19 protein-coding genes and 1 tRNA gene are annotated in these 23,685 nt (G+C 62.7%); 9 read left to right on the forward strand and 11 right to left on the reverse strand.

Annotation, left to right across the window (positions count from 1 at the left end; genetic code table 11):
* Positions 1-2: 2 nt before the first annotated feature.
* Complete coding sequence (locus tag NKI38_RS15125) at positions 3-1,211, forward strand: beta-ketoacyl-[acyl-carrier-protein] synthase family protein (protein WP_352658827.1); 1,209 nt, start codon at positions 3-5, stop codon at positions 1,209-1,211.
* 159 nt (positions 1,212-1,370) lie between these two features.
* Positions 1,371-2,075, forward strand: a complete 705-nt coding sequence (locus tag NKI38_RS15130; RefSeq protein ID WP_352634647.1) for a glutathione S-transferase family protein — start codon at positions 1,371-1,373, stop codon at positions 2,073-2,075.
* Positions 2,076-2,099: 24 nt separating this feature from the next.
* Here NKI38_RS15130 and NKI38_RS15135 read toward each other — a convergent pair whose 3' ends face one another.
* The 4 genes from NKI38_RS15135 to NKI38_RS15150 all read right to left on the reverse strand — a co-directional run bounded on the left by NKI38_RS15135 (position 2,100) and on the right by NKI38_RS15150 (position 6,456).
* Positions 2,100-2,435 carry a hypothetical protein gene (locus NKI38_RS15135; protein ID WP_352658829.1) on the reverse strand — a complete coding sequence of 112 codons (336 nt, stop codon included), beginning with the start codon at positions 2,433-2,435 and terminating at the stop codon, positions 2,100-2,102.
* Positions 2,436-2,520: 85 nt separating this feature from the next.
* Positions 2,521-3,141: a nucleoside/nucleotide kinase family protein gene (locus NKI38_RS15140; RefSeq protein ID WP_352658830.1), complete on the reverse strand. Its 621-nt coding sequence runs from the start codon at positions 3,139-3,141 to the stop codon at positions 2,521-2,523.
* A gap of 112 nt (positions 3,142-3,253) precedes the next feature.
* Complete coding sequence (locus NKI38_RS15145; protein WP_352658832.1) at positions 3,254-4,354, reverse strand: hypothetical protein; 1,101 nt, start codon at positions 4,352-4,354, stop codon at positions 3,254-3,256.
* 287 nt (positions 4,355-4,641) lie between these two features.
* Positions 4,642-6,456 carry a methyl-accepting chemotaxis protein gene (locus tag NKI38_RS15150; RefSeq protein WP_352658834.1) on the reverse strand — a complete coding sequence of 605 codons (1,815 nt, stop codon included), beginning with the start codon at positions 6,454-6,456 and terminating at the stop codon, positions 4,642-4,644.
* A gap of 407 nt (positions 6,457-6,863) precedes the next feature.
* Between NKI38_RS15150 and NKI38_RS15155 the strand changes: the two genes are divergently transcribed.
* Together NKI38_RS15155 and NKI38_RS15160 are read left to right on the forward strand one after the other, a co-directional pair.
* A complete protein-coding gene (locus NKI38_RS15155) occupies positions 6,864-7,754 on the forward strand; it encodes a D-alanyl-D-alanine carboxypeptidase family protein (protein ID WP_352658836.1) in 891 nt (296 codons plus the stop codon).
* 559 nt (positions 7,755-8,313) lie between these two features.
* The gene (locus tag NKI38_RS15160) at positions 8,314-9,231 is read left to right on the forward strand and encodes a DUF1003 domain-containing protein (RefSeq protein ID WP_352658838.1); all 918 of its coding nucleotides are present in this window, start codon (positions 8,314-8,316) and stop codon (positions 9,229-9,231) included.
* A 5-nt stretch (positions 9,232-9,236) separates the two neighbouring features.
* On the opposite strand, the gene NKI38_RS15165 is transcribed toward NKI38_RS15160, so the two are convergent.
* From NKI38_RS15165 to NKI38_RS15190, 6 genes are all read right to left on the reverse strand, one after another.
* Complete coding sequence (locus NKI38_RS15165) at positions 9,237-12,662, reverse strand: DEAD/DEAH box helicase family protein (RefSeq protein ID WP_352658839.1); 3,426 nt, start codon at positions 12,660-12,662, stop codon at positions 9,237-9,239.
* 17 nt (positions 12,663-12,679) lie between these two features.
* The gene (locus tag NKI38_RS15170; protein ID WP_352658841.1) at positions 12,680-12,880 is read right to left on the reverse strand and encodes a hypothetical protein; all 201 of its coding nucleotides are present in this window, start codon (positions 12,878-12,880) and stop codon (positions 12,680-12,682) included.
* 4 nt (positions 12,881-12,884) lie between these two features.
* Positions 12,885-13,187 carry a BrnT family toxin gene (locus NKI38_RS15175; protein ID WP_352658843.1) on the reverse strand — a complete coding sequence of 101 codons (303 nt, stop codon included), beginning with the start codon at positions 13,185-13,187 and terminating at the stop codon, positions 12,885-12,887.
* Between the two features lie 125 nt (positions 13,188-13,312).
* A complete protein-coding gene (locus tag NKI38_RS15180; RefSeq protein WP_352658845.1) occupies positions 13,313-14,146 on the reverse strand; it encodes a protein NO VEIN domain-containing protein in 834 nt (277 codons plus the stop codon).
* Positions 14,147-14,148: 2 nt separating this feature from the next.
* The gene (locus tag NKI38_RS15185) at positions 14,149-15,336 is read right to left on the reverse strand and encodes a restriction endonuclease subunit S (protein WP_352658879.1); all 1,188 of its coding nucleotides are present in this window, start codon (positions 15,334-15,336) and stop codon (positions 14,149-14,151) included.
* Positions 15,337-15,338: 2 nt separating this feature from the next.
* Positions 15,339-16,913, reverse strand: coding sequence for a type I restriction-modification system subunit M (locus NKI38_RS15190; RefSeq protein WP_352658846.1), 1,575 nt, complete (start codon positions 16,911-16,913; stop codon positions 15,339-15,341).
* A gap of 296 nt (positions 16,914-17,209) precedes the next feature.
* Between NKI38_RS15190 and NKI38_RS15195 the strand changes: the two genes are divergently transcribed.
* Positions 17,210-17,286: transfer RNA gene (locus NKI38_RS15195), tRNA-Arg, on the forward strand.
* 3 nt (positions 17,287-17,289) lie between these two features.
* Here NKI38_RS15195 and NKI38_RS15200 read toward each other — a convergent pair.
* Positions 17,290-18,393 carry a LacI family DNA-binding transcriptional regulator gene (locus NKI38_RS15200; protein ID WP_352658848.1) on the reverse strand — a complete coding sequence of 368 codons (1,104 nt, stop codon included), beginning with the start codon at positions 18,391-18,393 and terminating at the stop codon, positions 17,290-17,292.
* 581 nt (positions 18,394-18,974) lie between these two features.
* Here NKI38_RS15200 and NKI38_RS15205 point away from each other — a divergent pair.
* The 4 genes from NKI38_RS15205 to NKI38_RS15220 all read left to right on the forward strand — a co-directional run bounded on the left by NKI38_RS15205 (position 18,975) and on the right by NKI38_RS15220 (position 23,685).
* Entirely contained in the window at positions 18,975-19,937 is a 963-nt protein-coding gene (locus NKI38_RS15205; RefSeq protein ID WP_352658849.1) for a sugar-binding protein, read from the forward strand.
* Between the two features lie 115 nt (positions 19,938-20,052).
* Entirely contained in the window at positions 20,053-21,591 is a 1,539-nt protein-coding gene (locus NKI38_RS15210; RefSeq protein WP_352658881.1) for a sugar ABC transporter ATP-binding protein, read from the forward strand.
* 62 nt (positions 21,592-21,653) lie between these two features.
* Positions 21,654-22,649, forward strand: coding sequence for an ABC transporter permease (locus NKI38_RS15215; RefSeq protein ID WP_352658851.1), 996 nt, complete (start codon positions 21,654-21,656; stop codon positions 22,647-22,649).
* 136 nt (positions 22,650-22,785) lie between these two features.
* Positions 22,786-23,685 (forward strand): aldose 1-epimerase, encoded by a 900-nt coding sequence (locus NKI38_RS15220; protein ID WP_352658853.1) that lies wholly within the window; start codon positions 22,786-22,788, stop codon positions 23,683-23,685.

The raw sequence follows: 23,685 nt of genomic DNA on the forward strand, positions 1-23,685 counted from the left end.
GAATGCGGCAGCGCGTCGTCATCACCGGCATGGGCGGCATTTGCGGGCTCGGCACCAGCGCACCTGCGATCTGGAACGAGATGCGCGCCGGCCGCTCGGCCATCGGCCAGATCACAAGTCCGCAGCTGCACGACTTGAAGGTTAAGGTCGGTTGCGAAATCAAGACGCTTCCCGATCACGGCATCGACCGCAAGCAGACCGTGTCGATGGACCGCTTCAGCCTGCTGGCAACCATTGCGGCGCGGGAAGCCATGCAGCAGTCCGGCCTGGTTTCGAATGAGGCCACCACCTATCGGATGGGCACCGTCGTCGGTGTCGGCGTCTGCGGCTGGGAAGCTATCGAGGAGAACTATCGCGCCATCCTGATCGAGGGCAAGAACCGCGCCGGCATCTTCACCGTGCCAAAGGTGATGCCCAGTGCGGCATCCGGCCATGTCTCCATGAATCTCGGCCTGCGTGGGCCGGTCTTCGGCGTCACCTCGGCCTGCTCATCGTCCAACCATGCCATCGCCTCGGCCGTCGACCAGATCAGGCTCGGCCGCGCCGACGTGATGGTTGCCGGCGGCACTGATGCGCCGCTGGTCTGGGGTATCCTGAAGGGCTGGGAAGCGTTGCGGGTGCTGGCACCGGACACCTGCCGGCCATTCTCGGCCGACCGCCAGGGCCTGTCACTTGGCGAAGGCGCCGGCATGGCGGTGCTGGAAAGCTACGAACACGCCATGGCGCGCGGCGCCACCATCCTTGCCGAGATTGCCGGCGCCGGCCTTTCCGCCGACGCGTCCGACATTGTCGCACCGACCATCGAAGGGCCGACGGCCGCCATGCGCGCCTGCCTGGCCGACGCCGGGTTCAATCCCGAGGATATCGACTATCTCAATGCCCACGGCACCGGCACCAAGGCCAACGACCAGATCGAGACGGCGGCGATCAAGCGCGTCTTCGGCGACCATGCCTACAAGCTTTCGATGTCGTCGACCAAGTCGATGCATGCCCATTGCCTCGGCGCATCGGGCGCGCTCGAGATGATCGCCTGCGTGATGGCGATCCGCGAAGGCATCGTGCCGCCGACGGCCAATTTTCGCGAGGTCGATCCCGATTGCGACCTCGACGTCACGCCGAATGTGGCGCGTGAGCGCAAGGTGCGCGCCGCGATCAGCAACGGCTTCGCGTTCGGCGGCACCAATGCGGTGCTGGCTTTCAAGGCCGTCTGATTCAAGGGTGCGATTTGCGCCAGGCGGTCGGTTCCGTTGACTGTTCGTGCACGGCGAAACGTTCACCGCCATATTGATCGTGCCGTGTCGCGCGTCTAATTCTTGGCCGCCCCCGCCAAAACCGCGCCGCTCGGCGCGAATCCCCATCAGGAGTTTTCCATGGCCGACCTGTCCGCCTTTCCGATCGCAACGCGCTGGCCGGCCAAACATCCGGACCAGATCCAGCTCTATTCGGCGACAACGCCGAACGGCGTGAAGATATCGATCGCCCTGGAAGAACTCGGCCTGCCCTACGAGCCGCATCTGGTCAACATAGGTAAGAATGAAAGCTGGACGCCGGAATTCCTGTCGCTCAATCCCAACGGCAAGATACCGGCGATCATCGATCCGAACGGTCCGGACGGCAAGCCGATAGGCCTGTTCGAATCCGGCGCCATCCTGCTCTACCTCGCCGAAAAGACCGGCCTGCTCATGCCCGTGGACGCGGCGCGCCGCTACGAGACCATCCAGTGGGTGTTCTTCCAGATGGCCTCGGTCGGGCCGATGTTCGGCCAGGTCGGCTTTTTTCACAAATTTGCCGGCCGCGAGATCGCGGACAAGCGTCCGCTGGAGCGCTATCGCGATGAATCGCGGCGGTTGCTCGGCGTGCTCGACGGCAGGCTGAAGGGCCGCAAGTGGATCATGAGCAATGACTACACCATCGCCGACATTTCGCTGCTCGGCTGGGTGCGCAACCTGATCGGCTTCTACGAAGCGCGCGACCTCGTCGGCTTCGACGATTTCGCCAATGTGGCGGCATGGCTGGAACGCGGTCTTGCACGACCGGCAGTGCAGAAGGGCCTGACCATCCCGGCCAGAGCCTGACGCAAACCAGGACCTTAGAGAAGGCTACTTTGCCTTCGCCTTGGCTTTCGAGCCGCCCTTGCCCACCATGGATGCTGCAAGCGATGCAGTGCCCCTGGCGGCGATGACGACGGCGCCCGCAGCCACATTGGCCGCAGCCTTGACCGTGCGCATTGCGCTGCCTGAAATAGATCCATCAGCTCTTGACGGCTTTCGGGGCTTTGCGGCTTTCGCAGCGGCCGGCACCACTTTTTTCGGCGCCGCCTTGCCGAAGGTCGGCTTGGTGTCCTTCGACCGCGCCGCGACCGCCGGGCCGGCGCCTGCCTTGGATTGGGTTGCCTTGCCCTTGGAGGGCGCGGGCTTTCTTGCCTTCTGTGCCATCGGACGGACTCCCTCTTTGGCAGAATTGCCTTATCGGCGATAACGGCCTGAAAGTCTTAAGGTTCCCCTTGCTCAATCCGTAGAATCAAGCGGGTTCGCCGATCACCAGATCTGCGGCCCGGCGGCGAGCAATAACCCGGTCGATATTGGGCATGTCGTTGGAAGCGATCCAGGCGCGAGCATCCTCGTCGGAGCGGCCATGCTCGTGCCAGCGCTCCAGCAAGCGGCGCTCGAGCTCATTGCGCGGCACGTCGACGAAGATCGTGAAATCGAACAGCGGCGCCAGCCGCGACCAGGGCTCCTCGTCGAGCAGCAGGTAATTGCCCTCGACCAGGATGAATTTGGTCTCGGTGGCGACGATCGAGGCAGCGGCGCGCGACAGTTCCATGCTGCGGTCGAAGACCGGGATGGCGATATCGGGCTCGCCGGCCCGGATACGCTTCAGCAGGCTTTCAAAACCGGCAAAGTCAAAGGTTTCCGGCGCGCCCTTGCGCGCGCGCAGGCCGCGCCGCTCGAGCACGGCGTCGTCATAGTGGAAGCCGTCCATCGGCACCACTTCCGCCGCACCTTCGGGCAGCAAATCATGCAGCCTCGCCGACAGCGTCGACTTGCCGGCGCCCGGCGGACCGGCAATGGCGACGATGAAGCGGTTTGCCTTGCCGGCACGCTTGAAGATGGTGGCGGCGAGATGGGCGATTTCGGACATTGGAGCCTCTCTTGCAGGAGCTTCAAATCCACCATGTTCCGCATGATGATTTCGGCCACATCGTGGCGGCAGTTCGTGGAAATTTCAAACCCAGCGGCCGCGCAATCCCGGCTCAGGCGGCCGGAGGCTGTCCAATACGCAGGAAATCGCTGTCGAAGGGAACCTCCCGCGTCGTACCGCCCGCTGCCAGCCGCATTCGGCCATCCGCTGTCGTGACCTCCTGCGGTGGCTCGCCGCCGGACAGGGGCATCGCGCCGATGACATGGCGGAAGGAAATGCTTTGGCCTTCGCCCAGCGCAAAGGCCGTCGTTACCCCTTCGCGCTTCAGCCAGTTGTCGCCGATCGAGGCGGCATGGCCGACGGCGGCGCGCCCGTCCTCTATGCCGAGCACGCCGAGGTGGCGGCCGCTCCAGGGCGCGTAGTCGCGGCCGCCATTGCTGAACCACAGCATAGTGATCGGCAGCTCGGCCGGGTTCTTCAGCACCAGCACCAGGTCCTCTTCGGCCTGTCGCGCAAGCGCGGTCCAGCCCGGCCCGCCATGATCAGCCTCGACCAGCGTGATGAAATCCTCGCGTTGGTCTTCCATACGGTATTGCGTGAGGTCGAGCGTGCCGCCGCCAGCGGCGGGGAAATGGCTGAGATCGGTGGAGCGCGCCGGATAGGCCAGCATGAAGCGGCCGCGCGCGGGATCCGGCTCCAGCGGATCGTCCAGCGTCGCGGCGAGCCGCTTGGGCGAAAAGGCCAGCCTGCCGCCGCCCGTCATCGCCGTCATCGGGTGATGCGCGACCGAGATCGCGCCATGACCGCCGGAAAACACATGCTCCTGGTAGAGGAAGGGATGGCCGTCGCGCAGCGTCAGGATTTTTTCGACCGTTGCGCCCATCACCTTGTGCCGCAGGCGGTAGACCGCGCGCCAGCCATCATCCGTCGTGGCACTCTCGACGACATCCCAGGCGCTGTTGGCCGGCCAGCCATGCAGCGGCGCCGCCTCGACATCGCTGCGCGAAAACGGCGCGCAGAGAAAATCACCTGACAGCCGGACCGTGCCTTCCGGCAAATTGTCCGGCAGCGTCTCGTTCGCGTCGACCCAGGGTGCGCGGTGCAACGGCTTCAGCTGCCGCCCGCCGCCCTCGACGACCATGTCGGCGATGTGGCCGACCGTGAGGTCGAGCGAAACCGAAATACCCCTGGCCTTGATGGTGCTGACAGTCATTGCGCTCTCACCGATTCTGAAGGCGCAAACAGAACCCCTTCGGCGCCGGTAGCGCAAGGATGATGTCGGGCATTTCGTATCAAAAGGAGGGTGGCGACTGATCGCCGAACGTCGGCGCTGCCCCCGCTCCGCCTCGCTGCGCGAGGCACCTCTCCCCCGCTTTGCGGGGGCGAGGAACCCAAGTTCTGCAAGACTGGCCTTTCGAAGTTGGCGGTTCCTCGCCCCACGAAAGTGGGGAGAGGTGGCTCGGCGAAGCCGAGACGGAGAGGGGAATGGCGCCGCCGCCTCTACTGCCGCTTGTACTCCCGCACCGGCGACTTGGTGTCGTCGGTGTAGGTGACCTGCACCGACATCGATTTCACGCTGTCGGCGACCTTGAAATAGCCCTTGGCGTCGTAAGGGATGGCGTAAGGGTCTTTCTTGTCGCAAGGCGGTATCTCGAGCGACTTGTCGAGCGCGGCACCGTTCAGGCTGTAATGCACCTCCTTGATGGCGCAGCGGTAGGACAGCATCTGGGTGAAATAGACCAGGCCGTGGTTGCCGCCGGAGTCGAAGGCGATCCACGACGTCCAGAACTGGTCGAGGATCTGCTTGTCGCCTTGCTGCAGCGCTGTGTCCGGGTCGAAACGGATGTCGAACGGGCCGGTTTCGCGGCCCCTGATGTCGAGATATTTGATCGCGATGGTCCCGGCCACGGTGCTGTCGGGCATCTCGAAGCTCGGATTGGCCATCGGCTTGCCGGTGGTCTGGTCGTTCATCGCCAGGAAACCGGTGTCGGTGAACGGACCGCTGTCGCCCATGCGCCAGGAGATGGCGGTCGCCGGCTCCGGCAGCGAGATGGTCATCGACCAGCCCTGGTTGGAGCGTATCGGCGTCAGCGAAGGCACGAAGCGGGCGGGGTCGAGCACGTCGCCAAGGGCGGCCAGCCGGCTGCGGCTGCGGTCCAGCCAGTCGGCCAACTGCGTCTGGTCGACGAAATATTTGAGCAGCCCGCCATCCTTTTCATAGGATACGAACTTGGTCAGCGCCTTGGCCTCGTTACGCTTGTCGGCCAGCGTCTGGGCGCCGAGGCGGTCTTCCGAAAACTCCTGCGCCAACAGGAAATAGGCCGGCGCGAAATCCGCATTGGCGGCGAGGAAGGCGTTGAGCTTGTCGAGCCGCTGGGCGTCGTCGAACTGCTGGATATGCACCAGCTTGATCGACAGCGCCTTGCCCTTGTCGGCAAGCACGCCGAACACTTCGCGCGCGCCGGCCTTGCCGTCCTGCACTCGAAGCAGCGTGGCAAAGCGCGTATAGGGGTCGATGGCGTCGACATCGAAACCGGCAAAGGCAAGATAGGAGTGCCGCGCGTTCAGCATGTCGCCGGAAAGCTCGTAGACGCGGGCATTGTGGTAGAACTCGTCGGGCCGCTTCGGCTCGGCAATCGCCCCGCCCTGCGCGGCAAGCGCGGCAAACCCCTTGGCGATGGTGTCGATCGAGGCGGCGATCTGCTGTGTCGTCGCCTGCAGCTTCTCGGTCTGCCCCTGCTGCTGCGCCTGGCCGGCGGCCAGCGTCTCGGTCTGCTTCTTCACCTCCTCGGTGGTCTTTTGCACTTCCGCCGTCTGCTGCGTCTGCTGCTGCTGGGCGTTAGCGATTTCATCGGTCTTTTGCGCCACCGTATCAGTCGTCTGCTTGACCTGTTCGACCGTCTTCTGCGTTTCGGTAACGGTCTGCTCGATCTTGGCCACCTTGGCCGAGACGATGCCCATCGACTGCTGCAGTCCGGCGATGGCCGGCACCAGGCTGGCGATCACCCCGTTCTGTGCGTTGGTCTGCTGTTGCAGGCCGTAGACGCCGCCGGCGACGGCCGCAGCACTGGTGGCGAAGATCAAGGCCGGCAGCGCCTTGGCCGCCAGCACCAGCCTGAGCACGATGGCAATGGCGATGATCACCGCCGCGATCGAGGCGACCAGCGCGATGTAGGCGGCGAAAGGCGCCAGCGGATTGAGCACATCGCCAACGGCGCCACTGATGAAAGCGACGCTGCCGGCCCATTTGCCGGTGCGGCTGAGCGATGCCCTGATAAGCGAGGGCGCTGCGCCCCCAACCCCGATGTCAGTCATGCAAGCCCCCCAAGCCGCCAGATACCACGACCCTTCCCACAGGAAACGCGGCCTTGGCAAGGAAAGACACGGGAAACGGGCGTTTTCGGGGCGGATGGAGAGCCTTTCCTCGCCCCCACAAAGTGGGGGAGAGGTGGCTCGGCGAAGCCGAGACGGAGCGGGGGCTGCGCCGGCCGCAGTTAGGGCAGACGATCCAGAGACATATCGTTGGCCGGGTGGCGCCCTACGAAAGCCCCCTCTCCGACCGCTTCGCGGCCACCTCTCCCCCGCTCCGCGGGGGCGAGGAACCCAAGCCTGCGAAGGCCGTGACAATCCTGGGGCTACTGCTATTAACCAAATGGACGCAGCTGACGCGTTACGTTAGCTTCGCCTTATCTCAGCAACAGCTTGACCGAACAGACTTGCCCTTGTCCCAACCGCGTTCCCTTCCGCTCATCCAGAGAGTTTTTGCGGTCCTTGGCCTGTTGCTGCTGTTTGCCGGCTGCACGACCGTGACGCCGCCGGACGCCGTATTGGCGGTGCCGGCGCCGCCGCAGAAATATGCCGCGATCGTTATCGATGCCCGGACCGGCAAGCAGCTGTTCGAAGTCAGCTCGACGGCGCAGCGCTATCCGGCCTCGCTGACCAAGATGATGACGCTCTATCTGCTGTTCGAGGCGCTGGACTCCGGCCGCCTCACCAAGCAGACGCAGATCCCGGTTTCGGACCATGCCGCCTCGCAGCCGCCGACCAAGATGCGCTTCCGGCGCGGCGAGAGCATCGACGTCGATTCCGCGATCCGCGCCATCGTCGTCAAATCGGCCAACGACGTGGCGGTGGCGGTCGGCGAATATCTCGGCGGCTCGGAGGAGCAGTTCGCCGCCATGATGACATCCAAGGCGCGCCAGCTCGGCATGGCCAGCACCTCGTTCCGCAATGCGTCGGGCCTGCCCGACGATGGCCAGATGACGACCGCGCGCGACATGGCGGTGCTCGGCATGGCGCTGCATCAGCGCTTCCCCCAGCAGTTCCACTATTTCTCCGAAAGCGACTTCATGTTCCGCGGCAGGTTGGTGCGCGGCCACAACGACATGCTCGGCCGCGTGCGCGGCGTCGACGGCATCAAGACCGGCTACATCAGGGCCTCAGGCTTCAACATCGTCACCTCCTACAACGCCGACGGCCGCAATCTGATCGTCGTGGTGATGGGCGCCGACAGCGCCCGCCAGCGCAACGACCATGTCGAAGCGCTGATCCAGCGGAGTCTGTCGCCGACCATGGATGGCGCCAAGACCAGGCTGATGTTCGCCGAGCAGTAGTGAGGCGCAGCGCGATTTGCGCCGGGGCGCCCGGTGACGGATTGCCCGGTTCGCGCCAATTGATCCACGACCCGCCGCAAGGCGGGTTTTTTGTTGCCCGCCGTCGTGCAGAACCTTTGCGGGACGCTGGCGGGACAGCACCCCCCTCTGTCCTGCCGGACATCTCCCCCGCAAGGAGGGAGATTGGCTGTTATCCCGGCTTTCGCCAATTTCCACCGTCACAGGAGTGAGCGTAGCGCCGAAGCCGCTGATCTCCCCCCTTGCGGGGGAGATGTCCGGCAGGACAGAGGGGGGTGATTGGCGCAAACATCGGGCAAGTTCTTCCCGCTCCGCCCGTGGATGACGAAGTTGGGGAGGCTTCGGCCAATCTCGGCTTGCCTCTGATGGCCGCCACCGCCCTGAGCTTGCGAAGAGTAAGCCGCCGCCAGCAGCATCGAGCCACGTCGCCTTCTCCAATCAAAACCACTTGTCCGGCCTGCGAAATCCGCGCCCCAAGCTGGCTATCCTCCTCCACCTCTGTTTATCGTCCCGCCCAGCACCACCGCAGGAGCCCCGCACCATGAGCAGCGTCCCCAAAACACCCGAGCAGCCGGCGGAAAACGACAGCGGCGGCGAATATTTCGAGGCGCCGACCACCGGGCAGCTCGAGGCCGACCAGGCGTCGGACGAACACCTCGAAACGCCCGACGTGCCGGACTCGGAACCCTCAGCTCCAGGCGCCCATCGCGGCAAGCCGAAGAAAAAACCGTCGGCGATATCGGGCCGGAAATTCCGCAAGCGCGATCTGGTGCGCATCGACACGCTGCGCCCGAGCCTCGCCGACCGCATCAGGTCGGATCATCCGGACCTGCCGGCCGGCGCCCGCATCACCCGCGCCGAACTCGGCCGCTACCGCATGCGCTACATGGAGGAGCTGCTCCAGCAGGAGCACGGCGAATTCTCCGAGCTCGACCGCCAGGTGGTCGAATCGATCGCCAGGCAAGACACGATTTCCGAAAACTCGGAGGAGGAGTTCGAGGAGCACCGCACATTCGCCGACCGCGTCTCCGACAACATGGCTTCCTTCGGCGGCAGCTGGTGGTTCCTGATCTCGTTCGCCAGCGTGCTGCTGGTGTGGATCGGCATCAACCTTATCGCCGGCATGGCGGGCGCCTTCGATCCCTATCCCTTCATCCTGCTCAACCTGCTGCTCTCCTGCATCGCCGCCATCCAGGCGCCGATCATCATGATGAGCCAGAGGCGGCAGGAGTCCAAGGACCGCCTGCGCTCCTTCAACGACTACCGCGTCAACCTCAAGGCCGAGCTCGAAGTGCGCCATCTGCACGAAAAGCTCGACTACCTCATCTCGCGCCAATGGACGCGCCTGGCCGAAATGCAGCAGATGCAGCTGGACGCGATGCACGAACTGACCGGGGCGAAGAAGCCAAAGCGCGCGCCGAGACGGAGGCGGACGGTGAAGAGCGAGGCGGGGCAGTAGGGTGGCTAGGCCACCGCGCTGTCGCTGATCTCACGGATACGGCTGACCAGCTTGGTCACACGATCCTCGTCAAACACTTGCTCCGGCCCCGTGGGCGCCAAGTCGGTAAAGGGCGGCTCATAGAGCAAGCTCGGGTCCATCGTGCCCTGGTCGGTCAGGTGCTCGATGATCATGCCGACAAACTCGATCTGTGCGGCGGAAGCTGTTCCCGCGGACAGGAATTCGCCAAAGGCTTCCGAAACGGCGGTACGGTCGAGCCCTACCAATGAACGCACGAACCGACCGAAGCCACGGCTCGCCTCGCGGGCTCGTTCGATATCGCCGGCGTCACCAATGCCTGCATCGAGCAGCATCTTTTCCAGCGCGGCCAGATCGATGGCCGTCAGCGGCTTTCCCTGCCTCAGCTTGTGCAAGACGAGATGGTCCTCGTGCCTCTTGAGGAAGTGGCGTGCTTTCTGCTTGAAGCGAGCGAAGTCGGCTTCGCCAACTTGGGGCAGGTCGATTTCAACACCATCGCCGATCTCGTCGGCAAAGTCGGAATAGACAATCGCTTTCCGACCCTTCTCGATGTGCTGGACGAGACCGCGCAGCCGTAGCCGAACCAGTTCGAGCAAAGGAACGTTGACACCCTCCCACCAGATGTCCGTCTGGATCTCTTCGATCAGGACGGCCTGATGAGCGATTGCTGGAATACCGGTCTGATCCTCCAGCGCCGACGCTATCTCCAGCAGTTGCTTCTTTAGCGTATCGAAGCGCTTGGAGCCCTTCAGCAGCGCAAGCTGCAGCGAAAACATCAACAGGTCGAACCGTTTCGCCTCTTCGGTTCCAAACTGTTTCGCTGACGGCAAAGGCGCAATCTCGTCGACAAGCTCCTTGCGCTTCTCGTCGTCGATCGCAATCCAGGCTTCCGGCCCTTGGTATTTTTCCACGGTGCGACGACGCTGACGCACGATGAAATTCTCGAGGTTCAGCCCGGCTACGGTGTCGCGCAGAACGTCGACCGCATCGGTTCTGATATCCTCCTCGGTCAGCGGCAAGTCGACATAGGTCGAGGCTTTGAACGGTGTCGGATCTTCGGCTAGGCCATCGGACTTACGCTTCTTTTCGTCAAGCGCGCGTATCAGATCGAGCCGCGTTGCAAACAGCCGTTCCGACAATGACTTCGCGGTGCTTGCATCCTTGAGTTCCGGATTGGCGCCGAAGAATTCAAGGTTCTGGCAGTAGTCGAAGACGCGGAAGAACTCCTTGTCTTGGCCCGGCCCGAACAGGTCGGGACACAGCCGGGTGCCGCGCCCCATCATCTGCCAGAATTTCGTCTTCGAGCGCACCTGCTTGAAGAAGACGAGGTTCACCACCTCCGGCACGTCGATACCGGTGTCGAGCATGTCGACCGAGATGGCGATATGAGGGGCCTTCGTTTTCTTCGAGAAATCGTCGATCAGCGTTTGCGCATAAGCGCCGCTCTCATGGGTAATAACCCGTGCGAAATGGCCGGCAAGGTTCGGATAGGCCGCGTTGAACCGCGCCTCGATAAACACCGCATGCGCCTGGTTCTTGGCGAAAATAATGGTCTTGCCGAGCCGATCACCACCTTCGACCTTGAGGCCGTTGGTCATCAAATGCGCGATGACGAGATCGACGGTATCGGTGTTGAAGAGCCGCTTGTTGACCTCCGCGGCATCGACGCTGTCGGGGATCTCCTCTTCGCCCCATTCCAACATGTCCCAACGGTCTTTCTCCTCGTCGCTCAGATCGTCGTAGCGCAGGCCGGAGCGCACGATCTTCAGCGGCACGGAAATCGCCTTTGGCGGCACCAGATGGCCATCGGCCACTGCCTCGTCGAGCGAATAGGCGTCGGTCGGGACACCGTCTTCCAGGTCGAACAGTGAATAGGTGTTGTGGTCGATCTCATCCTTGGGCGTCGCCGTCAGGCCGACAAGGAAAGAGTCGAAATATTCAAAAATAGCCCGGTAGCGCTGGTAGACCGAGCGATGCGCCTCATCGATGACGATCAGGTCGAAGTGGCCCGGTCCGAACTTGCGCTTCTCGTCTGCCTTGCCATCGATCAGGTTCATCATCGTTGGATAGGTCGACAGGAAAACGCGGCCCTCGCTGGTCCGTTCGGTCACGAGGTTGACCGGCGCTGAATCCGGCAGATGTGCCTTGAACGCGCCGGCCGCCTGGTTGACCAGCGCGACACGGTCGGCGAGGAACAGCACGCGTTTTACCCAACCGGCACGCATCAACAGGTCGACCAACGCGATGACCGTGCGCGTCTTGCCGGAGCCGGTCGCCATGACCAGCAACGCCTTGCGCTCGCCGTCGTCCTCGAAACTCTTAGCGATGGCGCGGATAGCGCGCTGCTGGTAGGGCCGCTTGTGGCCGGCGATCTTGGTATCGATGCGGGTGTCAGTGAGCTTCTTCCGGCTGGTGCGGCGTTGGATCAGCAGTTCCAGTTCATCGCGTTTGTAGAAGCCGCCAATCTGGCGCGGCGGATAACGCGCATCGTCCCAGATCCAGTGCTCATAGCCGTTCGAGTAGAAAATCACCGGCCGCTGGCCGTAGCGCGCCTCCAGCCGGTCGGCATAGAGTTGTGCTTGTTGCTGGCCCTGGCGCGCATCCTTGCGCGTGCGCTTGGCCTCGACCAGGCCCAACGGCTTGCCGTCGGCGCCCCACAGCACATAATCAACAAAGCCGACGCCTTGCTCGTTGGGCATTCCCTCGACCCGAAACTCGATGTCTTCCGCTTTGTCCAGCGCCCAGCCTGCCTCGCGCAGCAGCAGATCGATGTAGCGGTCGCGGGTCTCGGCCTCGTTGTAGTCATGCGTGGAGGGAGTCGCCTCGGCGGCACGGCGGGCGGCTGCCACTTCGGCACGCAGGCGCTGCAATTCGGCGTCGAGGTTCTGCCGGTCGGAAAGCAGCTTGGTCAGTTCGCCGTTCTTGGCGTCGAGTTCGGCTTGCTGCGCCTTCAGATGCGCGAAGGCCTTCTTCAGCGTCTCGTCGCGGCGCGCCAGCACCGAGGCGTCGAAGGCAAGGCCGTCCGCAGGCTTTGCCTTGAGCGCGTAAGTGCGCGCGAGCCAGAAGCAGACGTGGAACAGGTCCTTGACTGCCCCGGCAGCATCGCCTGGCCGGATAGTCTTTTCCTCATGCACGGCGCGATTGCGCAGCGTGTTGATGAACTTCGCCTTGGCGAACACCGCTTCGCCCGCCGCGCGGCGAAAGCTCGGTTCATGCAGCAGGGCGGCGATATTGTCCTGATATGGAAGCTTAAGACCAGGATCGCTGCGAAACGCCCATTTGACCGCGAGTTCCACAGTCTTGCCGGCGAAGAACGCCGCCGCCGTCGGCGACACTCCCGCCTGCCGCTCGGCTTCCACCGCCGCCTCGTGAACGGTCGGAAATTCGGCGGCGAGGAAAGTGAAATTGGACATGCGCGGGGCCGGCCTGCTTACTCGGCCGCGGCGATCATCTCGATGTCCTTCCTCAACAGCGTATTGACCAGCGTACTCAACGAGACGCCGCGCGCCGCCGCGCGTTCGGACAAATAGTCGAGCACGTCGGGCTCGAGATGCACCGGCGGGACGAGACGGGCGCCCGTGCGGTGGAACTTGCCGCGCTCTGCACCGGAGAAATCGTATTCTTCCTTCATTGGGTCACCCGGTTTCATACTGCTTCGCCTCGCGGTGTGTTGGGGTTCTGGCCGAAATAATGCGTATCGCTGCCCGGTCGCCGGACAGCTCGACATAGGTGTGCACCAGGACCAGCAATTTGGCCGCGCCGTTCATGCCCAGTGTAACCCATCTTTCCTCACCTTCGCCAGACTCGTCATCCAACCGCGACAGCGCAAGCGGATCGGCTAGGACGCTCATTACCTCTTCGAAACTCACGCGGTGCTTTCGCCGGTTGATCGCCGCCTTGCCCGGATCCCAATCGAATTCGAAGCGAACACCGGTCATCGCCCGGCCCCGATCGCCGCCTCGTGGACGGGTGGAAACTCGGCAGCGAGGAAAGTGAAGTTGGACATCGCTGAAAACTACGGTAGCGAAAAGAATTCGCAAGCAGTTTCAAATATTCAACCGCGTCAGAATTCTGCCCGCCAGGTCGCGGCTTTCAACAGCACCGATCTATCCAATGGTGGAGTGAGTTCGAAGGCGCGTGGCTCGCGAGCGAAATCGAACAGCCGCACTAATCGGAACGCATCAGGCCGCTCCTCCGAAAAGGCCCGTTCATTCTCCGAAAGCAGGAACGGAGTCTGCTTGTGACCAGTGGTCGTCTTCACCTCGATCAGCCGCTCGCGGCCGCCAGGATCGAACGAACGGATGTCATAGCCGGCGCCGTCGCCATCCTCAGCCGACACCCAGCGCACCTTCCGGGCAAGATCGTCGCGCCCGGCCACCCGCAAGCCGGACTGTTCGGCAAAGAAGATGCGCTCCTCTCCGCTCTTGCCGAGTTGTCGGTTGCGGGCATCTCGGAGCGCCGGATCAAACTTTCGCATGATCCGCTCCAGGACGGGCGGGACATCCTCGAAAGCCGCGACAGGCGGTGCTTCGAAGAAAAGTGGTTGGGACTCCTGCAAGCCGGGTGCAGTCGGGGTCGAGATTGGGTTCTCGAAGAGCGCCGGGTCGCGTGCTATATGGCGCTCGACGCCATCGATCAGTGCGCGCTGGAAATTGTGCCGTGGCACGTAGCCTTTCAGCCAGACCATGCCGAGCCAATCTAGCACTGCACTGATGTTATGGTGCTTGAATTCGATCGAGCCGCGGCTGCGGCTGGTGAGTTCCTGTAACGCCGCGTTGCGCTGCGCCTTCACGAAGGGACGGCCTGCTAGATGCAACGACAGCATGTCGAAATAATCCGCGACGATTAGGTCGATTTCACGATCTGTCCAATCACTGCCGGCAAGCGCGTCGGTCATGGCTAAAGCTGACCTGAGAAAGCGCGGTGCTGAAGCGAGGAGAAGAGCGAATCTACTCGATCCATGGCAAGCGCGAACCGCCTTGCCTCGCCTGTTATGCGCTCAGCCGCGTACACGAATTCCTGCTGCAACTCTAACGGAGGAATAATGGTCGGAAATGCTGAAAGCTGCGTCTTGTTAATTGAAGCAATTCCCGTTGTCTGTTTAGCCACGCTCAAAAAATATTTCTTCCCATAACTGCTTCCAACTAGCCAACTCAGAAACAAGGGCAAGATACAATTCGAGATAATTCTAACTCGAAATACGTGATTTTGGTGGATGGCTTCGTCGAGGTCACCCGTCCACAAGGTGCCTCTTCCCAACTTGTCCGGATCACCACCCTCGGTAAGTAGCAAGTCATTCAATTCAAGGCGATAGCGGGCAATCTCGGCATTCGTTGCCTCGATAAATTTGACAGTCGATAGGTCCAATCTTCGATCTTGCACATTCACTACGGCCAGATAAGGCACCTGTCTTGTGCTACTCCCGTTAAGCTTCCGGCCCTTTGTGATGCCGGAACCGATGTTGGCCACTTCCGACAATGGAACCGGCTCGCCCCACCGTGACAGTTGCTCCGGCTCTTCTCCAAACATCTCAAGAAAGATCGACTGCGTGAGGCTGTCGAGCAGTTCGACGGCGCGCTTGCGCTTGCGCCGCAGCGCATCCGCCTTATCCAGGATCGCCGCGATCCGCCGCTGCTCGGAAAGTGGTGGCAGGGGTATTTCGAGCCGTTTCAAGAAGTCGGCGGGAACGCGTTTTTGACCAGCGCTGCCGGTCATGTTGTTGGCACCGAGCTCTCGGAACTTGGCGTTCCATATTAGGTAAAAAAGGTAGGCTGGATCAACCTCGGGCCCTGCTCGCAGAACGTGAAATTCCGTGGACCCAAACCCCAGCCGATTGGCAAGGGAGGACGTTCGAGTGGCCTTTCCGTTCTCGAAGCACGGGGTGATCTTCGCCATCAGAACGTCATCGCGCTCGAAGTAGGTATAGCCTTTCCTGACTTCGCGAACGGGCCTTTCTTCCTCGAAGTCTATCTGACCGTCTTCCGAGACCGCTGCCATGGGTAAGAAGGAGACAGTATCGTCATCGGATACCGTTTTGGGCATGCGTGGATTGATCTCGCAAACCTCGTCTAGCCGAACAACGTGCATCGTCACAGCATCGCCTCCAGTTCTTGCAGCCCCTCGGCAATCTCCTTCTCCAGCACCTTCAGTTCCGTGATGATTTCCTTAGGGCGGCGATGCACGGTCGCCTCGTGCACCACCTCCTTGTAGCGAGTTATGGAAAGGTCATAGCCGGCGGCGACGATTTCAGCCTTGGGCACGCAGAAGCTCCGGTCGGTGCGCGCGCGACCTCGCTCCGCGCCCACCCGCTGTCCCCAGCGCATGGCGATATCCGGAAGATTGTTCTTCGCGTGCTCCTTGTCCGTCAGCGTCAGGTTGACGAAATGGCCGGCTTCGTGGTGACCAGGCGTCGGACCGAGCTTTTCTCCCGGCAATAGAGGGGTTCGTTTGTCATCCAGCGAAAACCCGTCGGCTTGGCAGTCGTAGAACCAGACGCGATCCGTGCCACCGGAATTGGTTTTGGTGAAAAGAACGATCGCTGTCGAGACGCCGGCATAGGGCCGGAACACACCCGAGGGCAGCTTGACGATGCCGTCCAGCCGGTGGTCCTCGACCAGCATGCGGCGGATTTCCTTGTGTGCGGTTGACGAGCCGAACAGAACGCCGTCCGGCACGATCACCGCCGCACGCCCGCCGGGCTTCAGCAGCTTCAGGAACAGCGCCATGAACAGAAGCTCGGTCTTCTTGGTTTTGACGATCGAGAGCAGGTCCTTGGCGGTAGTCTCGTAGTCCAGCGAGCCGGCGAAGGGCGGATTTGCCAGCACCAGAGAGTAGCGGTCCTCGTCGCCGGCATGCTCCTGGCTAAGCGAGTCCTTGTAACGGATGTCGGGATCCTCGACGCCGTGCAGCGTCATGTTCATCGAACCGATGCGCAGCATGGTGTTGTCGAAGTCGAAGCCGTGGAACATTTCCTCGTTGAAATGGTCGCGGCTCTCCTGGTCGTGGAACATCTTCGGATGGTTGTCGCGCAGATATTCGCCGGCCGTGACCAGGAAGCCACAGGTGCCGCAGGCAGGGTCGCACATGATATCCTTCGGCGTCGGCGCCGTCATCTCCACCATCAGTTCAATGATGTGGCGCGGGGTACGAAACTGGCCGTTCTGGCCGGCGCTGGCGATTTTCGACAGCATGTATTCGTAGAGATCGCCCTTGGTGTCGCGGTCCTGCATCGGCAGCTTGTCGATGAGATCGACCACCTTCACCAGCAGCGCCGGCGACGGAATGGTAAAGCGCGCACCCTTCATGTGCGTGGCGTGCGCGGTGCCATCCTCCGCCATGGTGCGCAGGAACGGGAAAACGTGCTCGGAGACGATCGAAAACATCGTGCCGGCGTCTTCGTTTTTTAGCCGCGACCAGCGCATGTCCGAATAGGCGACGCCGCCATTCTTCCCAATTCCGTCCTGGCCCTCTTTGAAGATGCGACGGCGCATCGGCTGGCCCGTGCGCGTCGAGCGGTTTTCCTCGAGCTGCTCGGCATCGTCCAGCCCGCGCATGAACAGCAGGTAGGTGATCTGCTCGATCACCTCGAGCGGATTGGCGATGCCACCCGCCCAGAAGGCGTTCCAGACTGCATCGATCTTCGAGCGAAGTTCACCTGTGATCATGCTGTTTCCTACCATTCCGTGGCCGATAGCTTTAAGCCACGCGTCTCCCGCTTTAAAGCACAGCGAACGTTATTGCGGTGGATACGATGATCTGGCGTGAGGAACGACATTCGTGATTGAGCGCCACAGCTCCGGCACATTGCCACTTGCGCATCCGACAGGATTCGAACCTACAACCTGCCTGAGGAGGCAAGCGCTATTCCATTTGCCCGTTGAAGCCCGCGCCGGCTTCCGCTAAGAAGCCGTGACTTGCCGGTTCACCGGCTGGTTCGTTTTCCGGATCGCCGGTCCTGAAAGCACCCGTAGCTCAGCTGGATAGAGCGCTGCCCTCCGAAGGCAGAGGTCACAGGTTCGAATCCTGTCGGGTGCGCCAGTTCTAAATCGCCACCCCCCTCACACTCTCCCGCTCCACCAGCGGGCACTCCAGCTTCGTGATCGGATAGCGCCCCCGTCCGGGCGCCGCCGGCGCTTCCAGCTGTTCGATCGCCCATTGGCCCATCGCCATGTGCGGCAGGATCGAGGTGGTCAACGGCGGGAACAGATGCCGGGCTATTTCCTCGTCGTCGTAGCCGACCACGGAGATGTCCTGCGGGATGTGCAGGCCGGCTTCCTTCAGCGCTTCGTAGCAGCCGATCGCGGTGCGGTCGTTCTGGCAGAAGATGGCGGTGGGCTTATCCCTGAGCGCGAGCAGCTTGACGGTCGCGGCATAGCCGGCGCTGGCCGACCAGTCACCCTCGACCACCAGTTTGGGGTCGAACGGGATGTCGGCGGTGGCGAGCGCGCGGCGGTAGCCTTTCAGCCGGTCCTGTGCGGCCTGCATCCAGGGCTCGCCGGTGATGGTGGCGATGCGGCGGTGGCCGTGGCTGATCAGATGGCGGGTCGAGCTCTGGCCGCCGGCGATCTCGCTTGGCACCACGGCCGGGAAGGCATAGTCCGCCGTGTAGCAGTTGAGCAGGATCACCGGGATGTCGAGGCCGTAGAGATAGTCGGGCGCTGTGATCTCGCGGGTGAAGATGGTCATGTAGATCAGCGCCGAAATGCCCCGCTTGGTGAGTGCCGCGATGGCGCGCGGCTCCATGACGGAATCGCCTAGCGTCTGCGCCACCAGAAGCACGTTGCCGGCATTCCACGAGGCCTGGCGCGCGCCCTCGATGGCGACGACGGCTTCCGGGCTGGTGGCGAGCTGGTCGACGGCGAAGCCGATCACGCCGTCCAGTCCCTCGAACGCCGGTAGCGGCGGGTGAAGTGCCTCGAAAGCGGGCGCGGCATAGCCAAGGGTCCGCGCGGCTTCGATCACCCGTTCGCGGGTCTGCTGCGACAGCTTGATGCCGGGCGAATTGTTGAGCACGAAGGAAACCGTCGCCTGCGAGCAGCCGGCGGCCCTGGCGATATCGGTCATGGTGACACGACCCCTGGCGCTTTTCGCCGGCGCCTTGCGTCGCCTCGCCGTGTCGATGGCCGGATCCGTCGTGTCGCTCATGTCTCTCCCCATCCCCGGCCTGTCTAGCGGTGGCCTGTCTGGCCGGCAAGATGGCGTGACGCTGTCGATTTATAGAGGTCGCCACGGGAATTTATATCTATTAGTGCCTTCAAGGTCCATCCGTCATTCATCTCCGCACAACCCTGAATACAAACATTATAAGGCTTGGATCCTGGCGCAGCCGAGGCAGCTGCTCGTTGGCAGATGCGCCGCGAAACCGCATTCATGCCCTCTGATGTCGCTCCAAACTAATACTGTTTACTAATACAAAAATGCGCTGTACCGTCAATCTGTCGCGTCCGGCCCGACTGGCCCGGAGGCGGTGGGAGTGTACGAAAATGGCCGATGGCGAGCGGATCTTAACCCCGCGAGCTTTGTGTCGGATATGTGATATGTCTGACAAATCGGACTATTTACGAATGAAGGATGAGTCTCTAAGGTCCACGATCGTGGCTGGAACGGCGCCATTCTTTCGTTGCCGGGAACCCTTTGAGGAGGAGGGCGTCCAAGCTGCAAAACGGCAAAATCAGGTCAGTGCAAGATCGGTCAGTCTGATGACTGAACCAAATGGGAGGTTGAACATGAAATCCTTGATACGAAATGCATCCGTAGCCACCGCGGCGCTGCTGCTCGGCCTGTCGGCCACGGCAATCGCGCGCGCCGACGACAAGCCGACGCTGGCCTTCGTCGTCAACGGCGCTTCCGATTTCTGGAAGGCCGCCGAAGCCGGCGTCAAGAAGGCGCAAGGCGAACTGCCGGACTACAATCTCGAACTCAAATATCCCGAGCAGTCCTCGGTGGCCATCCAGCAGCGGCTGATGGACGATCTGGTGACGGCCGGCGTCAAGGGCATCATGGTCTCGGCCGTCGATCCCAAGACCTCGACCGACGGGCTGAACAAGATCGCTTCGGAAACGGCGCTGTTCACCACCGACTCGGACGCCCCGCAGACCAAGCGCGTCGCCTATATCGGCTCGTCCAACGTCGATGCCGGCAAGCAGGCGGCCGAGATCGCCAAGAAGGCGATGCCCAATGGCGGCAAGTGCCTCGGCTTCGTCGGCCTGCTCGGCGCCGACAATGCCAAGGAGCGCATCCAGGGCATGAAGGACGGCCTGGCAGGCACCAAGATCGAGCTGATCGACGTGCGTGGCGACGACATCGACCAGGCGCGCGCCAAGAAGAACGTCGAGGATGCGCTGGTCGCCAGCCCCGACGTCACCTGCATGGTCGGCTTCTACTCCTACAACACGCCGCGCATCTATGAAGCGCTGCGCGACGCCGGCAAGCTCGGCTCGATCACCGTCGTCGGTTTCGATGACGATCCGATCACGCTGGGCGGCGTCAAGGAAGGCACCGTTGCCGCAACCGTCGTGCAGCAGCCCTTCGAATGGGCCTATCAGGGCATGAAGCTGATGGCTGCCTATCTCAAGGGCGACAAATCGGGCATCCCGGACGGCAACCTCATCATCATCCCGACCAAGATCATCGGCAAGGATGACGTCGACGCCTATGCCGCCAACCTGAAGGCGATGGCTGGAAACTAAGACTTGAAGCAGTTCAGCCGGCTCAACTTCGCTTGGGCCGGCTGCTCGCATTGACGAACACCGCGAGGATCGTCAGTCTGCCAAAAAGTCGGCACGCCAATCGCTGTCAGGCATGATGAACTTATCCGACACATCCATCGCCACGACCACCCCGTTCCTCAGCCTCGAGAACGTGCGCAAGACCTATCCGGGCGTCGTCGCACTCGACGGCTTCTCCATGGAGGTCAGGCCGGGCGAGGTCATCGGCCTCGTTGGCGAAAATGGCGCCGGCAAATCGACCTTGATGAAGATCCTCGGCGGCGTCACCACGCCGGACACCGGCACGATCACGGTCGACGGCACCGCCCACAAGGGGCTGACCGTCGAAGCCAGCCTGGGCTCGGGCATCGCCTTCGTCCATCAGGAACTCAATCTGTTCGACAATCTCGATGTCGCCGCCAACATCTTCTTCGGACGCGAGCCGTTGCGCGCCGGGCCGTTGAAGCTCGTCGACCGCGCAAAACTGCGCACCATGGTGGCGCCGTTGTTGAAGCGCGTCGGCGCCAATTTTTCCGCCGACACACCGGTTGCGACCCTGTCGCTGGCGCAGCAGCAAATGGTCGAGATCGCCAAGGCGCTGTCGATCGAGGCAAGGCTGGTCATTCTCGACGAGCCGACATCGAGCCTGCCGCTCGCCGAAACCGACAAATTGCTCGACGTCATCAAGGCGCTGAAGGCCGACGGCATCAGCGTCATCTTCATTTCGCACCGCCTGCACGAGGTCGAGCGCGTCGCTGACCGCGTCGTCGTGCTGCGCGACGGCATGCTGGCCGGCACCTTGCCGAAGAGCGACATCGGCCACGACCAGATGGTCAAGCTGATGATCGGCCGCATGCTGAAGGAGCGCGAAAAGGCATCCGAGGCCGCGCGCGCGCCCGGCGCCACGGCGCTTTCGGCCAAGGCCATCCGCACACCAGCCTATCCCGGCCGGCCGGTCGATCTCGATGTCAGGCGCGGCGAAATCCTCGGCCTTGCCGGTCTTGTCGGCTCCGGTCGCACCGAGCTGGCGCGGGTGTTCTTCGGCATCGACTCAAGCCTTGGCGGCGGGCTCGAGCTCGACGGCAAGCCGCTTGTCCTGGCTTCCGCGGCCGACGCCGTCGCGCATGGCATCTTCCTGGTGCCCGAGGACCGCAAGCTGACCGGCATCCTGCTCGACCTGTCGATCGCGCAGAATATTTCGCTGCCCAATTTGCCGGCGCATGCGCGGCGCTCGTTGGTTTCGGCAAGCGCCGAGACCGCCACCGCCGAGAAACAAAAGAAAGATCTCGGCATCAAGGCGCCGTCGGTGCAGACGCGCACCGGCACGCTGTCGGGAGGCAACCAGCAAAAGGTCGTGCTCGGCAAATGGCTGGCCATGAACCCCAAGGTGATGATCCTCGACGAGCCGACGCGCGGCATCGACATCGGTGCCAAGGCGGAAATCTACGGCCTGATGCGGGCGCTGGCCGATGCCGGCGTCGCCGTGCTGATGATCTCCTCCGACATGGAAGAGGTGATCGGCGTGTCCGACCGCATCGCCGTCATGCATGAGGGCCATATCTCCGGCATTCTCGACAAGGACCGGTTCAGCCAGGAAAACGTGCTGCTGCTGGCGGTGGGCAAGCAGCCGAAATAGTTTTTTGTTTTGCCACGGGTTCCGGTCCGGAACCTTCTAGGGCGGGCATTGGGGAGAAGACGATGAGCAAGAAAGATCTCGGCCTGCTGATCCTGATCCTGGTGGTCGGCGCCATCGTGGCGATCATCAACCCGCGCTTCCTGTTGCCGATCAACCTCGCCAACACCTCGAACCTGATCGGCCTGTTCGGCATCCTGTCGATCGGCCAGGCCTTCGTCATCATCACCGGCGGCATCGAACTGTCGGTCGGCTCGGTGGTGGCGCTGCTGGGCACGCTGTTCATCGATTTCATCGCCGTGCGCGAGGTGGGCTGGCCGCTGGCCTTCGTGCTGATCCTGTTCCTCGGCGCCATCATCGGCCTGGTGCATGGCTGGCTGATCACGCGGCTCAAGCTGCAGCCCTTCGTCGTCACGCTGTGCGGCTTGCTGATCTACCGCGGCGTCGCCCGTTTCTACACCGCCGACGGCACCGCCGGCTTCGCCTTCGGCCAGAATTTTCCCGACCTCGAATTCCTCACCGCCGGGCGCTCATATGGGGTGCCGAACAGCTTCATCGCGCTGATCGTCATTTCCATCGTCATGTGGGTGGTGCTGCACCGCTCGGTGTTCGGCCGCTATCTCTACGCCATCGGCAAGAACGAGGAGGCGGCGAAATATTCCGGCATTCGCACCGGTCGCGTCGTCATGGCCGCTTACGTCATCTGCGGCGTGCTGACGGCGCTGTCGGCGATCTATTTCGCCATGTACACGCGCTCGATCTCGCCGGCCAGCCATGGCCAGTTCTACGAACTCTACGCCATCGCCGCCGCCGTGCTCGGCGGCTTCTCGCTGCGCGGCGGCGAGGGCTCGCTGATCGGCGTCATCCTCGGCACGGTGCTGCTGCAGGAGCTGCAGAACCTCGTCAATCTGCTCGGCATCCCGTCCTCGCTCAACTTCGCGGTGATGGGCGGCGTCATCCTCATCGGCGTGCTGGTCGACCAGCAATGGGGCGTGTTCCGGGAACGGCGGCTGATGGTCGATGCCACCCGCAAAAGCGCAGCCGGCGCGGCCGCGGAATAACCGCCCTGCCAGAACGCGTCGCGCGTTTGTCGGCGCCTGGCGGCATGAATGAAATGGTTGCGGCCTTGCCGCCCTTCTGCGATTGCGGGACGTCTCCACACCATGCCGGATGTCGGTGGCGGACGGGTGGCAGGCCATGAGCGCGAAACCTGAACTGTTGATGCTGAAGGCGGGCGCGCTTGAAGCCGAACTGGCGCCGCAAATCGGCGGCAGCCTGGGCGCGCTGCGCTGGCGCGGCACCGATCTCATGCGCCGGCTTTGCGACCATGATCGCGAAGCCGGCAACGTGCTTGGCGTCGCCATGTTCCCGATGATGCCTTACGCCAACCGTATCGCCGGAAATGCCTTCATGTTCGGAGGGAAACGCTGGCAGGTTCAGCCGAACAATCTCCCCGAAACAATCAATGTGCATGGCAGCGGCTGGAAGCATCCCTGGACTGTCATCGACGCGACCGCCGACAGCGCCGGATTGTCGCTCGAAATTACCGCCGGTCCCGAGCCTTATTCCTATCGCGCGACGCAGGTTTTCGAAGCTTCCGATGAAAGCCTCGCGGTCCGAATGACGATGATCAACACCGGGCCGGTTTCGATGCCGTTCGGGTTCGGTCTGCATCCGTGGTTCGACCGCGACCCGGACGTGACGCTGCGGTTCAACGCCACGCGGTTCTATCTGGAAGAACCGCAAGGCATTGCCGGCGATCCGATCACGCTTGCCCCCGAACTCGACTTCGCCGGTGGCCGGCCTTTGCCGGGCGGCTGGCGCAACAATGATTATGGCGGCTGGAGCGGCGAGGCCGAGATCCGCTTCCCGACACGCGGCGTCGGGCTGCGCATCAAGGCCGATCCGATGTTCAAGCACCTGATGCTTTATGCCGATCCTGCGAAACCGTATTTCTGCGTCGAACCGCAGACCAATGCCTCCGGCGCCTTCCACCGCGACGGGTGGAACGATCCGGACGAGGGCATCATCGTGCTTGCCCCGGGCGAAAGCATCGCCGGCACCGTCTCGTTCATGCCCTTCGCGCTTGAAGGCTAG

Source organism: Mesorhizobium sp. M0621 (genome assembly GCF_040320745.1).
Classification (GTDB): domain Bacteria; phylum Pseudomonadota; class Alphaproteobacteria; order Rhizobiales; family Rhizobiaceae; genus Mesorhizobium.